Below are 14722 nucleotides of genomic sequence, written 5' to 3'. Positions count from 1 at the left end.
TGACGGCTAGCGCCGTCGGAGACCCTTGCAATGCCTGATCAAGATGTACGCTTGCAACACCTGAAAGTTTGGCTCGATGAACAATTGGCGACCCTCTTTGCCGAACAAGGCTGGGGCGCCGTACCCCCGGCCACGTTGACCGCGGCCAGTAGCGACGCGAGTTTCCGGCGTTATTTCCGTTGGGAAGGCGAGGGCCGGAGTTTTGTCGTTATGGACGCTCCGCCGCCCCAGGAAAACTGCAAACCATTCGTGGATATCGCTTTTTTGCTGGCGAAATCCGGAATAAATGTGCCGAAAATTTATGCCGAAGACCTCGAACGCGGTTTTCTTTTGCTCAATGACCTGGGCAATAAGACCTATCTGGACGTGATCGACAGCGAAAATGCCGACGATTTGTTCAAGGATGCCCTACAGGCGTTGTTGGCTTTTCAACAATTGCCGATGGTGGCGCCGCTGCCAAGTTACGACGTCGCCTTGCTGCGTCGCGAGCTGGAACTGTTCCCTGAGTGGTACGTGAAAAAAGAGCTGGGCATCGAATTTGATGCCGCTCAGCAAATGCTCTGGCAGCAGGTCAGCGATCTGTTGATCGACAGCGCCCTGAACCAGCCCAAGGTGTTGGTGCACCGCGACTACATGCCGCGCAACCTGATGCTCAGTGAACCGAACCCCGGCGTGCTGGATTTCCAGGACGCAGTCTATGGCCCGGTCACCTATGACGTGACCTGCCTGTTCAAGGACGCATTCCTCAGTTGGCCGGAAGAGCGCGTGCACGCCTGGCTGCAAGATTACTGGCAACAGGCCGGCGCGCTGGGCATTCCGGTGCAACCTGACTTCGAAGAATTCCACCGCGCCAGCGACTTGATGGGCGTGCAGCGCCACCTGAAAGTGATCGGCATCTTCGCCCGCATCTGCCACCGCGACGGCAAGCCACGCTACCTCGCCGACGTGCCGCGCTTCTTCGCTTATATAGAAGCGGTGATTGCCCGTCGTCCTGAACTGGCTGAGCTGGATGTGTTGTTGCTGAGTCTGCGCGCTGGAGCCCCTGCATGAAGGCAATGATTCTGGCGGCGGGCAAAGGCGAACGCATGCGCCCGCTGACCCTGACCACGCCAAAACCGCTGGTGCGTGCCGGCGGTGTGCCGTTGATCGAGTATCACCTGCGTGCCCTGGCCGCTGCCGGGTTTGGCGACATCGTGATCAACCACGCCTGGCTCGGTCAGCAGATCGAAGATTATCTGGGCGATGGTTCGCGCTATGGCGTCAGCATTCAATACTCGCCGGAGGGTGAACCGCTGGAAACCGGCGGCGGGATTTTCCGTGCGTTGCCGCTGTTGGGTGACGAAGCGTTCGTGGTAGTCAACGGTGATATCTGGACCGATTACGACTTCAACGCCCTGCGCCAACCCATCGCCGGGCTGGCTCACTTGGTCCTGGTAGACAACCCGGCCCATCACCCGGCCGGGGACTTCATCCTGGTCGATGGCCAGGTGCGCGACGGTCAGCCGGATGTTCAAACCCTGACCTACAGCGGCATCGCCGTGCTGCACCCGGACTTGTTCAAGGACTGTTCGGACGGGGCGTTCAAGCTTGCGCCGCTGTTTCGCAAGGCCATGGCCGAAGGGCAAGTGTCGGGTGAACGCCTGGACGGGCATTGGGTGGACGTCGGCACGTACGAACGCCTGGCCGAAGCCGAAACCCTGATAGAAGCGAGTCGCTGACATGTTGTGGCCAGGGACTCTGATCGGAGCCGGAGCAGGCTTTGCCATAGCCAGCATTCCGGGGGCCATGCTCGGCGCGTTGTTGGGACAGGCGCTGGACCGACGCCTGCACTTGCAGAGCTGGGGGCATTTGCGGGAAAAACTCGGCGGCCGGCCGATGTTGCGCAACGATGAGCTGTTGTTTGTGTTGCTGGGCCGGCTGGCCAAGAGCGACGGGCGAATCGTGGATGGTCATATCCAACAGGCGCGGCAGGAGATGCGCTCACTGGAAATGACCGAGGCGGCGCAACGTCGGGCGATTGCGGCGTTCAATCGCGGCAAGTCCGGGCATGACCGGTTGCGTGGGTATCTGCGGCGCTTGAGTGCTCAGCCTCATGCCGCTGAAGGCGTTTTGCGCGCCTGCTGGCGGATGGTCTGGGCCGATGGGCGCGCGGGCAACAGTGAGCGTGATCTGCTGACTCAGTGGGGCAAATGGTTGGGCTGGACGCCCCAACAAGTGCTGGCGTTGGCCCACGACTATGAACCGCAGAAACGCCCGCAGGTCAGCAGCGCGGTGACGTATCAGGAAGCCTTGCGGCTATTGGGTGTGTCGGCCACCGCTGAGCCGGCGCAGATCAAACGGGCGTATCGGCGTTTGCTCAGCCGTCATCACCCGGACAAGATTGCCGGCACGGGCGCGACGGCCATGCAGGTGCGCGAGGCGACGGACAAGACCCGGGAATTGCATAACGCCTATACGTTGATCAAGGCGCGGCGGGATTTTCGGTAGCAGCCAGTATTTGTGTTGTCAGTGAGGCCGCCTTCGCGGGCAAGCCTCGCTCCTACAAGGTCACCACCAATCCTGTAGGAGCGAGGCTTGCCCGCGAAAGGGGCGACTCGATCGATCAGTCCGCCACAGGCTGCGGATTCAACCACCCACGCACCCGGCGAAACAATTGCTCTTGCTCAGCCTTGGCATTCCCCGGCAACGCCTTCAGCGACACCTGGCTAAACGCCGACGTCTTCAAGCGTTTACTCGCCTGCAAACGTTCCAGCGCCGCATTGCGATCCAGCGGCTTATCCATATAGAAGAGGTCGGCGGTCGGCAGCTTCAAGGTCGGGGTCAGTTCGGCCAATGCAGGTTTGCCCGCAACGGGCGTTTGCGCGGCGATCATCACAAACTTCTCCACTTGCGACGGCTGCCTCTCGCTCAAGTAGCGCGCGGCCCAGTAAGCCCCGGTGCCATGCCCCAACACCACAATGCGCCGAGCGCTTTGCTGTTCGGCAAAAGCGATCGCGGCGTCGATGCGGGCGAAGATGCGCTCGGCGTCAGCCTTGCTCTGTTCTTCGGTGGTTTCGGCGATGGCTTTGTCCGCTACATCTGCTTCACCACCGGCCGCCTGCTCGATGGGCGGGGCGGTGGTCGAGTCCTTGCTGCCGGTGTCGGCGGCTTTCGGCGCGGGCGCGGCCTGGGCAATACGTGGCGCAATGGCATCGCTTTGCAGGTCCGGCAAGGTGATACTCAGGCTGCTCCACTCGGCGTCGGGCAATTTATTGCGCAAAGGGCTGATCGCTTGCGGCCAGTCAACGCTCTCGCCGGCGCCGGGGATGATAATTACCGCACCCTTGGGGTCGGCGGTGTTGGCCGGTTTCCACAGTGCGAGAAAGGTCTCGGCACCGGCCTGAAGCTGTTGCTGTTCCTGGGCCGGGACGGTTCGCTCAAGGGCGGCGGCTTCTTCCTGACTACGCTCAAGCAACGGCTGGCGTTCGGCCGGTTTGGCTTCGGTGGATTTTTCCGCGCTGGCGGGCGTCGGGTCGGCGGCCTCGACAGAAAAGGCGCAAGGCAGGATCAGCGACAGGCACAATGCTGGCAGTGCCAGGCGGTAGACAGGGGGCATCGGATATTCCAGGCCAGAAGTTATTCCGGCAGCCTAATGGGTTGATCAGTATTTGTCAGTGTGTGGGGCTTCAATGATGCGTTTTCGCTGCTTGTGGGTTATCGGCTGTTTGTGGTTTCCCTTGATCAGTTGGGCGGCGCCCACGCCCCCGGCCCACGGTGCTCAATTGTCCACGGCCCAGCAACAGTGGCTGGCGCAGCATGATGAATTGCGAGTCGGGCTGGTGTTGCAGGCGCCGTATGCGCAATACGATCGACGCTTGCAGCGCTTGTCCGGGGTGAACGTCGATCTGATGAAGTGGCTGGCCAAGGCCCTTAAGGTCGAGCTCAGTTGGCGCAACTTCCCTGATGTCGAACAACTGGAAGCGGCGGTGCGCGAGGGTGAAGTCGATATCGCTCCGGGCCTGACCCAAACCCCTAACGGGCTGCGACTCTGGCAGTTTTCCGACCCGTATATGCGCGTGCCGCAACTGGTGGTCAGCGACCAGAAAGGCACCGGTGTCGTGGAGCTGGAAAAACTCGACAGCCAGACCCGCGTCGCCGTGCGCATGCCCAGCGCCACCGCCGATTACCTGCGCAGCAATTATCCGCACCTGAACCTGCAAGGCGTGCCCATCGAGCGCCAGGCGTTGCAGTTGCTGTTGAGTCAGCAGGCCGGTTACGCCGTGGTGGATGAGGCGCAACTGGGGCGTTTGTCCGCCGAACCTGAATTCGCCGGGCTGGTGGTCGTGGGCGACATTGGCCTGCCGCAACTGCTGCGGGTGGCCACGCGCCGGGACTGGCCGGAGCTGGCCGGTATCGTCGAAAGTGCGCTGCGGGCGATCCCGGCCAAGGACCTGGAACAACTGCACAACCAATGGCTGCAACCCAAATACCCACGGCTGTCCGAATCCCCGGGGTTCTGGCAAAACCTTTGCCTGCTATTGCTGGTGTTGGTGCTAAGCAGCATGGCCATTGTGTTCTGGCAGCGGCGCCAGCAACACAGTCTGGAACAGCGGCTGTTGGAAGCGCGAGAAGACATCGCCCTGCGCGAAGCCAGTGAAGAAGCCCTGCGCCTGACCCAGTTTTCCATCGATCAAAGCACGGTCGGCATCCTCTGGGTCAACTGGGACAGCCACGTGCGCTACGCCAACCGCGCCGCTGAAACCATGCTCGGCTACCCGGCGGGGGGGATCATCGATCGTCCGTTGATCGACTTCGAACCCGGTCTGCACATGGACCGCTGGCTGAACCTATGGAAACGCGCCCGTGCCAGCGAAGAGGGGCCGCAAAGTTTCGAAACCAATTGCGTGCGGGCCGACGGCAGCATTTTGCCGGCGGATGTTTCGTTGAGCTTCCTGCGTTTTCGCGACGGCGAGTACCTGGTGGTCTACCTCAATGACGTCACCGAGCGCCGTCGGGCCCTGGCCGCGTTGCAGGAAAGCGAAGCGCGGTTGCAAGGGATTGCCGCCAACGTTCCCGGATTGGTCTTTCGCCTGGAGCGGGCGCCGGTGACAGGGCAGATCGACTTTGCCTACATCAGTGAGGGCAGCGAGAGCCTGGTTGGTTACTCGCCGGCGACCCTGGCCCACCGCGATAAAGGCCTGCGCAGCCTGGTGCACCCGGACGACAAGGCCAGTTACCACCAGACTCAGGACCATGCGCTGGACACTGATAGCGACTGGTCGTGGCAGGGGCGGATTTTGACCCGTTCGGGCGAGCAGCGCTGGGCTGAAATCAAAGCCATCACCCGACAACTGGAGGACGGTGCGTATGTCTGGGACGGGATCGTCTGGGACATTAGCGAGAGCAAGCGCATCGAACTGGAACTGGACAGTTCCCGTGGGCAACTGCGGGAGTTGTCGGCGCACCTGGAGAGCGTGCGAGAAGAGGAAAAGGCCCGCATCGCCCGGGAAGTTCACGATGAACTGGGTCAGATGTTGACCGTGTTGAAGCTGGAAACCTCCATGTGCGAATTGGCCTACGCGCAACTCGACCCGGGGCTGAACGAACGCTTGAACAGCATGAAGCGGCTGATCGCCCAGCTATTCCAACTGGTGCGTGATGTGGCCACGGCGTTGCGGCCGCCGATTCTCGATGCGGGGATCGCCTCGGCCATCGAGTGGCAGGCCCGGCGTTTCGAGGCGCGCACCCAGATCCCGTGCCTGGTGCAGGTGCCGGAGAACCTGCCGGTGCTTAGCGACGCCAAGGCGATTGGCTTGTTCCGAATCCTTCAGGAAGCGCTGACCAATGTCATGCGCCATGCCCAGGCGCATACTGTCGAACTGACACTGGCGCTGGAAGGCGACGAGTTGTGTCTGACCGTCAGCGATGATGGCGTAGGATTTATTCCCGCCACCGGCCGGCCGACATCCTTTGGCGTTGTCGGTATGCGTGAACGGGTGTTGATCATGGGCGGGCAGTTGTCGCTTGAGAGTGAGCCGGGTGAAGGTACGACCCTGAGTGTGCGTGTGCCTTTGGATCGTTAAAAGATCGCAGCCTGCGGCAGCTCCTACAGGGATATGCGTTCGGCGTAGGCTGCGATCTTTTCGGCATCAACGCATTTAATGAGGAGAGGCAAGTGATCCGTGTACTGGTAGCCGAAGACCACACCATCGTCCGTGAAGGCATCAAGCAATTGATCGGCCTGGCCAAGGACTTGCTGGTGGTGGGGGAGGCGAGTAATGGCGAGCAGTTGCTCGAAACCCTGCGGCACGTGCCCTGCGAAGTGGTGTTGCTGGATATCTCCATGCCTGGGGTCAATGGCCTGGAGGCGATCCCACGCATTCGTGCGCTGAACAATCCACCGGCGATCCTGGTGCTGTCGATGCACGATGAAGCACAAATGGCTGCCCGTGCCTTGAAGGTGGGCGCCGCCGGGTACGCGACCAAGGACAGCGATCCGGCCTTGTTGCTGACGGCGATTCGCAAAGTCGCGGCGGGTGGGCGGTACATCGACCCAGACCTGGCCGACCGCATGGTCTTCGAAGTCGGCCTGACCGATTCGCGCCCGCTGCACTCCTTATTGTCGGAGCGCGAGTTTTCGGTGTTCGAGCGGCTGGCCCAGGGCGCGAACGTCAACGACATCGCCCAGCAACTGGCCCTGAGCAGCAAAACCATCAGCACCCACAAAGCGCGGCTGATGCAGAAACTCAACATCACTTCCCTGGCGGAACTGGTGAAGTACGCGATGGAACATAAACTCCTCTAAAGCGGGCGCGGTCCCCGTAGGAGCTGACGAAGGCTGCGATCTTTTGGCGCCCTCAGGATCGCTGAAGATCAAGATCAAAAGATCGCAGCCTTCGGCAGCTCCTACGGGGATTGTGTTGTCATATCCATTTGCGACACCCCGCCAATCCGCTTTTGCCTGTTCTTGCGGCTTGTCGCTTGTCGCTTGCCGCTGCGCTTACCCAAGCGCGCCATGCTTGTAGGGCAATCCCTACACCCAATCTTCCATCCGGCTGAGGCGATTCTCTCCTGCGTCCCGATTTGCGTGGTCTCCAGCGTCCACTAGGCTTAGTCCCACAAGCAGTCATCAACAACAAAGGTGTGGGTATGAGCCAGGTCGATTCAAGTGCAGGGGCCAATGACATTCTGGTCAGCTTTCGTGGAGTGCAAAAGAGCTACGACGGCGAGAACCTGATCGTCAAAGACCTCAACCTGGACATTCGCAAAGGCGAATTCCTCACCTTGCTCGGGCCGTCCGGCTCCGGCAAGACCACCAGTCTGATGATGCTCGCCGGTTTCGAAACCCCGACCGCCGGCGAAATCCTGCTGGCCGGGCGCTCCATCAACAACGTGCCGCCGCACAAGCGTGACATCGGCATGGTGTTCCAGAACTACGCACTGTTCCCGCACATGACCGTGTCCGAGAACCTCGCGTTCCCGCTGACGGTGCGTGGCTTGAACAAGAGCGACGTCAGTGACCGGGTCAAGAAAGTCCTGAGCATGGTCCAGCTCGACGCCTTCGCCCAGCGCTACCCGGCGCAACTGTCCGGTGGTCAGCAACAGCGTGTGGCCCTGGCCCGTGCCCTGGTGTTCGAACCGCAACTGGTGCTGATGGACGAACCCCTCGGCGCATTGGATAAGCAACTGCGTGAACACATGCAGATGGAAATCAAACACCTGCACCAGCGCCTCGGCGTGACCGTGGTCTACGTGACCCACGACCAGGGCGAAGCCCTGACCATGTCCGACCGTGTGGCGGTGTTCCACCAAGGCGAAATCCAGCAGATCGCCCCGCCGCGCACCCTCTACGAAGAACCGAAGAACACCTTCGTCGCCAACTTCATCGGCGAGAACAACCGCCTCAACGGCCGTTTGCACAGCCAGACCGGCGACCGCTGCATTGTTGAACTCGGACGCGGGGAAAAGGTTGAAGCCCTGGCGGTCAACGTCGGCAAGACCGGCGAACCCGTCACGCTGTCGATTCGTCCGGAACGCGTGAGCCTCAATGGTTCGAGCGAGTCCTGCGTCAACCGCTTCTCAGGGAGGGTGGCGGAATTCATCTATCTGGGCGACCACGTCCGGGTTCGCCTGGAAGTCTGCGGTAAGACCGACTTCTTTGTGAAACAACCGATTGCCGAGCTCGATCCTGCGCTCGCGGTCGGCGACGTGGTTCCGCTTGGCTGGCAGGTCGAGCACGTTCGCGCGCTCGATCCCCTTCTAGAGGCGAACTGATCGCCCCGGCTACACCAACACCAACCCTGCACGTGGAGAGAACAATAAATGTTGAGATCCCTGAAATTAACCGCTTTGGTCATGGGCATGATCGGTGCGGCACACGCGATGGCGGCGGGCCCGGACCTGACCGTGGTGTCCTTTGGCGGGGCGAACAAGGCAGCGCAAGTCAAAGCCTTCTACGCACCGTGGGAAGCGGCAGGCAACGGCAAGATCGTAGCCGGCGAGTACAACGGCGAAATGGCCAAAGTCAAAGCCATGGTCGATACCAAGAGCGTGTCCTGGGACCTGGTAGAAGTTGAATCGCCAGAACTGTCCCGTGGTTGCGACGAAGACATGTTCGAGCAGCTCGATCCGAAGTTGTTCGGCAAGACCGAAGACTACGTCAAAGGCGCGATCCAGCCGTGCGGCGTGGGCTTCTTCGTCTGGTCGACCGTGTTGGCCTACAACGCCGACAAACTGGCCTCCGCGCCAACCAGTTGGGTGGATTTCTGGGACACCAAGAAATTCCCTGGCAAGCGTGGCCTGCGTAAAGGCGCCAAGTACACCCTGGAATTCGCTTTGATGGCCGACGGCGTTGCGCCGAAAGACGTCTACAAAGTACTGGCCGGCAAGGATGGTCAGGACCGCGCATTCAAGAAACTCGATGAGCTCAAGCCGAACATCCAGTGGTGGGAAGCCGGCGCGCAACCGCCGCAATACCTCGCTTCCGGTGACGTGGTCATGAGCTCGGCCTACAACGGCCGGATCGCTGCGGTACAGAAAGAAAGCAACCTGAAAGTGGTGTGGAACGGCGGGATCTACGACTTCGACGCGTGGGCAATTCCAAAAGGCCTGGATAAAACCCGTGCCGAAGCGGCGAAGAAATTCATCGCGTACTCGGTCATGCCGCAGCAGCAGCAGATCTACTCGGAAAACATCGCTTACGGCCCGGCCAACACCCAAGCCGTACCGTTGCTGGCCAAGGACGTGTTGAAAGACATGCCGACCACCCCGGAAAACATCGCCAACCAGGTGCAGATCGACGTCAGCTTCTGGGCTGACAACGGCGAGCAACTGGAACAGCGCTTCAATTCCTGGGCTGCCAAGTAGGAGCTGCCGAAGGCTGCGATCTTTTGATCTTGATCTTCAGCGGTCTCAGGACCGTAAAAAGATCGCAGGCTAGCTGTAGGCGCTGGCGAAGGCCGGGATCTTTTGATCTCGATCTTCGGCGGCCTCAAGGCCGCCAAAAGATCGCAGGCTGCGCCAGCTCCTACAGCGTCCGTGTTTGATCCAAGAGCATTGATGTAACGCGGCATCACCGTTAAGTGATGCCGCCCATCCAAAGATTTCCGGAGTACGCCATGGCTATCGCCGTTCCCCTGAACGCGGGCACTGACCCCACCTTGAAGCAACGGCTCAAGCACGCCGAGCGGATCAATCGCTGGAAGGCCCAGGCCTTGATTGCGCCGCTGGTGCTGTTTCTGTTGCTGGTGTTCCTGGTGCCGATCGTGGCGCTGCTCTACAAAAGCGTCGGTAACCCGGAAGTGGTCGGCGGCATGCCGCGCACCGTGACGGCTATCGCCAGTTGGGACGGCCGTGGCCTGCCCGCTGAACCGGTTTACAAGGCCGCCAGCGAAGACCTCGCGGAAGCCCGCAAGAATCAAACCTTGGGCGACCTGTCCAAGCGCTTGAACATGGAGTTGGCCGGCTACCGCAGCCTGCTGACCAAAACCGCCCGCGCCTTGCCGTTCGCCACCGAACCGGCCTCTTATAAAGAAGCGCTGGAAGGCCTCGACGAACGCTGGGGTGATCCGGCCTATTGGCAAGCGGTGCGCCGCAACACCAGCAGCATCACGCCTTACTACTTGCTGGCGGCGGTCGATCACCGCATCGACGACCTCGGCGAAGTGGCCCCGGCGACCCCCGATCAGGCGATTTACCTCGACATCTTCGCCCGCACCTTCTGGATGGGCCTGGTCATCACCGTGGTCTGCCTGTTGCTGGCGTACCCGTTGGCTTACCTGTTGGCGAACCTGCCGTCCCGTCAAAGCAACCTGCTGATGATTCTGGTGCTGCTGCCGTTCTGGACGTCGATCCTGGTGCGCGTCGCCGCGTGGATTGTGTTGCTGCAATCGGGCGGGTTGATCAACAGCGGCCTGATGGCCATGGGCATCATCGATAAGCCGCTGGAGCTGGTATTCAACCGCACCGGGGTCTACATCTCGATGGTGCACATCCTGCTGCCGTTCATGATTCTGCCGATCTACAGCGTGATGAAAGGCATTTCGCCGACCTACATGCGCGCCGCGATTTCCCTCGGTTGCCACCCGTTCGCGAGTTTCTGGCGGGTGTACTTCCCGCAGACCTATGCCGGTGTCGGCGCCGGTTGCCTGTTGGTGTTCATTCTCGCCATCGGCTACTACATCACCCCGGCGTTGCTGGGCAGCCCGAACGATCAGATGGTCAGTTACTTCGTCGCCTTCTACACCAACACCAGCATCAACTGGGGCATGGCGACCGCACTCGGTGGGCTGCTGCTGTTGGCGACCGTGGTGCTTTATCTGATTTACAGCTGGCTGGTGGGCGCCAGTCGCCTGCGCCTGAGCTAAGGGGAGAATCGAAATGCTGAGTCCTTATATGTCGCCCGTTGAGCGGGTGTGGTTCTACAGCTTGCGGATTCTCTGCGGCTTGATTCTGTTGTTCCTGATCCTGCCGGTGCTGGTGATCATTCCGCTGTCGTTCAACTCGGGCAGTTTCCTGGTGTATCCGCTGCAGGGCTTCTCGCTGCACTGGTATCAGGACTTCTTCGCCTCGGCGGAATGGATGCGCGCCTTGAAGAACAGCATCATCGTCGCCCCGGCGGCCACGGTGCTGGCGATGGTGTTCGGCACGTTGGCGGCGATTGGCCTGACCCGTGGCGACTTCCCCGGTAAAGCGCTGGTGATGGCCCTGGTGATTTCGCCGATGGTGGTGCCGGTGGTGATCATTGGTGTGGCCAGTTATCTGTTCTTCGCGCCGCTGGGCCTGGGTAACAGCTTCTTCTCGCTGATCGTGGTCCACGCCGTGTTGGGTGTGCCGTTTGTGATCATCACGGTGTCGGCGACGTTGCAGGGCTTTAACCACAACCTGGTGCGCGCCGCTGCCAGCCTTGGTGCTTCGCCGCTGACCGCATTCCGTCGGGTGACCTTGCCGCTGATTGCGCCGGGTGTAATCTCCGGGGCGTTGTTTGCCTTCGCCACTTCGTTCGATGAAGTGGTGGTGACGCTGTTCCTCGCCGGCCCTGAACAAGCGACCTTGCCACGGCAGATGTTCAGCGGCATCCGCGAAAACCTCAGCCCGACCATCGCCGCCGCCGCGACGCTGCTGATTGCCTTCTCGGTGATCCTGTTGCTGACCCTGGAATGGCTGCGTGGGCGCAGCGAGAAACTGCGTACTGCGCAGGTCTGACGCAGTCATCCGTAGGCGCTGTGTAGGAGCTGCCGAGAGAAACGAGGCTGCGATCTTTTGATCTTGTTTTTAAAAAATCAAAGTCAAAAGATCGCAGCCTCGTTTCTCTCGGCAGCTCCTACAGGGGTGTGGTTTCGCGGTGGTTGATCATTCATTGGCTGAATAACAGACAAACCCCAATCCCCAGCTACTATTGTGCCCAGCTCCCCTATCGATAAGAGGCTGCGCACATGAGTCTTTCCTCTTTCAAAATTGCCCACAAACTGATCACCGGCGCCGGTGCCATCGAGCAACTGGCGGCGGAACTGACTCGCCTGGACATCGACAACCCGCTGATCGTCACCGACGCCGCCCTGGTCAAATCCGGCACGGTCGAGCTGGCGCTGGCGCATCTGGGCGATCGAGCCTATGAAATTTTCGACCGCGTACTGCCCGACCCGGAAATCGCCATCGTCGAAGACTGCATGCGCGTCTACCGCGAAGGCGGGCATGACGGGTTGATCGGCCTCGGCGGCGGCAGTGCCATCGACATCGCCAAAAGCGTGGCGGCGTATGCCGGTTACCACGGGGCGCTGGAAGATTTGTTCGGCGTCGATCAAGTGCCGCGCAAAGGCCCGCCGCTGATCGCCATCCCGACCACCGCCGGCACCGGTTCGGAAGTCACCAACGTGGCGATCCTCTCCGACAAGGTCGCGCAACTGAAGAAAGGCATCGTCAGCGACTATCTATTACCGGACGTGGCGCTGGTCAGCCCGCAAATGACCCTGACCTGCCCGCGCAGTGTCACCGCCGCCAGTGGTGTCGATGCGCTGGTACACGCCATTGAGTCTTATCTGTCGCTGAATGCCTCGGCGATCACCAATGCCCTGGCCATTGGCGCAATCAAGCTGATTACCCAGGCGCTGCCCAAGGCCTACGCCAACCCGGCCAACCTGCAAGCCCGGGAAGACATGGCCACTGCCAGCCTGATGGCCGGCATGGCGTTCGGCAATGCCGGGGTCGGCGCGGTGCATGCGCTGGCGTATCCGCTGGGCGGGCGGTTCAACATTGCCCACGGTGTCAGCAACGCCTTGTTGCTGCCGTACGTCATGACCTGGAACAAAATGGCCTGCGTCGAACGCATGCAGGATATTGCCGAGGCCATGGGCGTGAAAACCGCGCACCTGAGCGCCACCGATGCGGCGGACAAAGCGGTGGAGGCGATGACCGCGTTGTGCCTGGCAGTGGAAATTCCCCTGGGCCTGCGCAGCTTCGGTGTGCCCGAGGACGCGATTCCGGCCATGGCGGTGGAAGCGGCGGGGATCGAGCGCTTGATGCGCAACAATCCGCGCAAATTGAGTGCCGTCGATATCGAGAAGATCTACCGGGCGGCGTACTAGAGCCTGTGGCCTCGTATTGATCGAAGGCAGCCCCAATCATCGCGGTCACAGTGCGCGCGTCAAAGCATGAGGTATACAATGCGCGCCATCGTGATTTTGCTCAGAAAAGGTGCGTCATGCAGCCCTTCGTAATTGCTCCGTCGATTCTCTCCGCCGACTTCGCCCGCCTGGGTGAGGAAGTGGACAACGTCCTGGCCGCTGGCGCCGACTTCGTGCACTTCGATGTCATGGACAACCACTACGTGCCGAACCTGACCATCGGCCCGATGGTCTGCGCAGCATTGCGCAAGTACGGCGTGACCGCGCCGATCGATGCCCACTTGATGGTCAGCCCGGTGGATCGCATCGTCGGCGACTTCATCGAGGCCGGCGCGACCTACATAACCTTCCACCCGGAAGCCACGCAACACGTCGACCGTTCCCTGCAACTGATCCGCGAAGGCGGCTGCAAGGCGGGCCTGGTGTTCAACCCGGCCACGCCGCTGAGCGTGCTCGAATACGTGATGGACAAGGTCGACATGATCTTGCTGATGAGCGTCAACCCGGGCTTCGGCGGGCAGAAGTTCATTCCCGGCACCCTCGACAAACTGCGTCAGGCCCGTGCGCTGATCGATGCGTCCGGCCGCGACATTCGCCTGGAAATCGACGGCGGCGTGAATGTGAACAACATTCGTGAAATCGCCGCTGCGGGCGCCGACACCTTTGTGGCCGGCTCGGCGATCTTCAATGCGCCGAACTACCAGGAAGTGATCGAGAAGATGCGTTCCGAACTGGCGCTGGCTCGTCCATGAGTGGCTTTGAGCAGCTGTTCCCGGGGCGTCTGCCGCGACTGGTGATGTTCGATCTGGATGGCACGCTGATCGATTCGGTCCCCGACCTCGCGGTTGCCGTGGATAACATGCTGCTCAAGATGGGCCGCGAGCCCGCCGGGCTTGAGTCGGTGCGCGAGTGGGTCGGCAACGGCGCGCCGGTACTGGTGCGTCGTGCGCTGGCCGGTGGCATCGACCATTCTGCGGTGGATGATGGCGAGGCCGAAGGCGCGCTGGAGATTTTCATGGAGGCTTACAGCGAGAGCCATGAATTGACCGTGGTCTATCCCGGCGTGCGCGACACCCTGAAGTGGCTGCACAAGCAAGGCGTCGAGATGGCGCTGATCACCAACAAGCCGGAGCGCTTTGTCGCGCCGCTGCTGGATCAGATGAAGATCGGGCGCTACTTCAAATGGATCATCGGCGGCGACACCTTGCCGCAGAAGAAGCCCGATCCGGCGGCGCTGTTTTTCGTGATGAAAATGGCCAACATCCCGGCCTCGCAATCGTTGTTTGTCGGCGATTCGCGCAGTGACGTGCTGGCGGCGAAAGCGGCGGGGGTCAAGTGTGTGGCCCTGAGTTACGGCTACAACCATGGCCGGCCGATTGCCGAAGAGTCGCCGGCGCTGGTGATTGACGATCTGCGCAAGCTAATTCCCGGTTGCCTGGACCCGGCCGCTGAGATAACGTTGCCCGACGCTGTTCAACCCCCTGCTGGAAACGCCATCGTGGTGGTCACTCGCAAACTCTGGATGAAAGTCATCAAGGCCCTGGCCCGCTGGCGTTGGCGCGCCTGACTTGTTCCTGGCCGGCATCCCGGCGCGTTTGCATACCTGACTGTTAGACCCTCAA

13 protein-coding genes are annotated in these 14722 nt (G+C 61.1%); 12 read left to right on the top strand and 1 reads right to left on the bottom strand.

The window, feature by feature from the left end; translation table 11 throughout:
• The first annotated feature begins 30 nt into the window (after positions 1 to 30).
• The 3 genes from V5E99_RS00170 to V5E99_RS00160 are packed head-to-tail and all read left to right on the top strand — an operon-like array spanning position 31 to position 2487.
• Positions 31 to 1050: an aminoglycoside phosphotransferase family protein gene (locus V5E99_RS00170; protein WP_499799996.1), complete on the top strand. Its 1020-nt coding sequence runs from the start codon at positions 31 to 33 to the stop codon at positions 1048 to 1050.
• Positions 1047 to 1718, top strand: coding sequence for an N-acetylmuramate alpha-1-phosphate uridylyltransferase MurU (gene murU / locus V5E99_RS00165; protein ID WP_499799994.1), 672 nt, complete (start codon positions 1047 to 1049; stop codon positions 1716 to 1718). Before V5E99_RS00170 ends, murU begins: the two co-directional genes overlap by 4 nt.
• A gap of 1 nt (position 1719) precedes the next feature.
• Positions 1720 to 2487 (top strand): TerB family tellurite resistance protein, encoded by a 768-nt coding sequence (locus V5E99_RS00160; protein WP_499799993.1) that lies wholly within the window; start codon positions 1720 to 1722, stop codon positions 2485 to 2487.
• 115 nt (positions 2488 to 2602) lie between these two features.
• On the opposite strand, the gene V5E99_RS00155 is transcribed toward V5E99_RS00160, so the two are convergent.
• Complete coding sequence (locus V5E99_RS00155) at positions 2603 to 3595, bottom strand: alpha/beta hydrolase family protein (RefSeq protein ID WP_499799991.1); 993 nt, start codon at positions 3593 to 3595, stop codon at positions 2603 to 2605.
• 73 nt (positions 3596 to 3668) lie between these two features.
• On the opposite strand from V5E99_RS00155, the gene V5E99_RS00150 reads away from it, so the two are divergent.
• From V5E99_RS00150 to V5E99_RS00110, 9 genes are all read left to right on the top strand, one after another.
• Positions 3669 to 6062 (top strand): PAS domain-containing sensor histidine kinase, encoded by a 2394-nt coding sequence (locus V5E99_RS00150; RefSeq protein WP_499799989.1) that lies wholly within the window; start codon positions 3669 to 3671, stop codon positions 6060 to 6062.
• Positions 6063 to 6154: 92 nt separating this feature from the next.
• Positions 6155 to 6784: a response regulator gene (locus V5E99_RS00145; RefSeq protein ID WP_003210977.1), complete on the top strand. Its 630-nt coding sequence runs from the start codon at positions 6155 to 6157 to the stop codon at positions 6782 to 6784.
• A gap of 344 nt (positions 6785 to 7128) precedes the next feature.
• Positions 7129 to 8253, top strand: a complete 1125-nt coding sequence (locus V5E99_RS00140; protein WP_499799987.1) for an ABC transporter ATP-binding protein — start codon at positions 7129 to 7131, stop codon at positions 8251 to 8253.
• A 48-nt stretch (positions 8254 to 8301) separates the two neighbouring features.
• On the top strand, positions 8302 to 9345 hold the full coding sequence (locus V5E99_RS00135) for an ABC transporter substrate-binding protein (protein ID WP_499799985.1): 1044 nt from the start codon (positions 8302 to 8304) through the stop codon (positions 9343 to 9345).
• Positions 9346 to 9596: 251 nt separating this feature from the next.
• The gene (locus V5E99_RS00130) at positions 9597 to 10844 is read left to right on the top strand and encodes an ABC transporter permease (RefSeq protein WP_499799983.1); all 1248 of its coding nucleotides are present in this window, start codon (positions 9597 to 9599) and stop codon (positions 10842 to 10844) included.
• Positions 10845 to 10857: 13 nt separating this feature from the next.
• Complete coding sequence (locus V5E99_RS00125; RefSeq protein ID WP_027926741.1) at positions 10858 to 11682, top strand: ABC transporter permease; 825 nt, start codon at positions 10858 to 10860, stop codon at positions 11680 to 11682.
• A 230-nt stretch (positions 11683 to 11912) separates the two neighbouring features.
• The gene (locus tag V5E99_RS00120; RefSeq protein WP_499799981.1) at positions 11913 to 13061 is read left to right on the top strand and encodes an iron-containing alcohol dehydrogenase; all 1149 of its coding nucleotides are present in this window, start codon (positions 11913 to 11915) and stop codon (positions 13059 to 13061) included.
• Positions 13062 to 13177: 116 nt separating this feature from the next.
• Positions 13178 to 13852: a ribulose-phosphate 3-epimerase gene (gene rpe, locus V5E99_RS00115; protein WP_092277324.1), complete on the top strand. Its 675-nt coding sequence runs from the start codon at positions 13178 to 13180 to the stop codon at positions 13850 to 13852.
• The gene (locus V5E99_RS00110) at positions 13849 to 14667 is read left to right on the top strand and encodes a phosphoglycolate phosphatase (RefSeq protein ID WP_499799978.1); all 819 of its coding nucleotides are present in this window, start codon (positions 13849 to 13851) and stop codon (positions 14665 to 14667) included. The genes rpe and V5E99_RS00110 overlap by 4 nt, the downstream gene beginning before the upstream one ends.
• Positions 14668 to 14722: the final 55 nt, after the last annotated feature.

Origin of the sequence: Janthinobacterium sp. LPB2021202312-11-4, assembly GCF_037049705.1 — a bacterium.
Taxonomy (GTDB): Bacteria; Pseudomonadota; Gammaproteobacteria; order Pseudomonadales; family Pseudomonadaceae; genus Aquipseudomonas.
Note: the sequence above shows the minus strand (reverse complement) of the source record. Positions and strands in the feature narration are given on the sequence as shown.

Excerpts from the sequence above, each read along its gene's own strand:
- V5E99_RS00170 (WP_499799996.1), top strand. The coding sequence starts at position 31 with ATGCCTGATCAAGATGTACGCTTGCAACACCTGAAAGTTTGGCTCGAT.
- murU (WP_499799994.1), top strand. The coding sequence starts at position 1,047 with ATGAAGGCAATGATTCTGGCGGCGGGCAAAGGCGAACGCATGCGCCCG.
- V5E99_RS00160 (WP_499799993.1), top strand. The coding sequence starts at position 1,720 with ATGTTGTGGCCAGGGACTCTGATCGGAGCCGGAGCAGGCTTTGCCATA.
- V5E99_RS00155 (WP_499799991.1), bottom strand. The coding sequence starts at position 3,595 with ATGCCCCCTGTCTACCGCCTGGCACTGCCAGCATTGTGCCTGTCGCTG.
- V5E99_RS00150 (WP_499799989.1), top strand. The coding sequence starts at position 3,669 with ATGATGCGTTTTCGCTGCTTGTGGGTTATCGGCTGTTTGTGGTTTCCC.
- V5E99_RS00140 (WP_499799987.1), top strand. The coding sequence starts at position 7,129 with ATGAGCCAGGTCGATTCAAGTGCAGGGGCCAATGACATTCTGGTCAGC.
- V5E99_RS00135 (WP_499799985.1), top strand. The coding sequence starts at position 8,302 with ATGTTGAGATCCCTGAAATTAACCGCTTTGGTCATGGGCATGATCGGT.
- V5E99_RS00130 (WP_499799983.1), top strand. The coding sequence starts at position 9,597 with ATGGCTATCGCCGTTCCCCTGAACGCGGGCACTGACCCCACCTTGAAG.
- V5E99_RS00125 (WP_027926741.1), top strand. The coding sequence starts at position 10,858 with ATGCTGAGTCCTTATATGTCGCCCGTTGAGCGGGTGTGGTTCTACAGC.
- V5E99_RS00120 (WP_499799981.1), top strand. The coding sequence starts at position 11,913 with ATGAGTCTTTCCTCTTTCAAAATTGCCCACAAACTGATCACCGGCGCC.
- rpe (WP_092277324.1), top strand. The coding sequence starts at position 13,178 with ATGCAGCCCTTCGTAATTGCTCCGTCGATTCTCTCCGCCGACTTCGCC.
- V5E99_RS00110 (WP_499799978.1), top strand. The coding sequence starts at position 13,849 with ATGAGTGGCTTTGAGCAGCTGTTCCCGGGGCGTCTGCCGCGACTGGTG.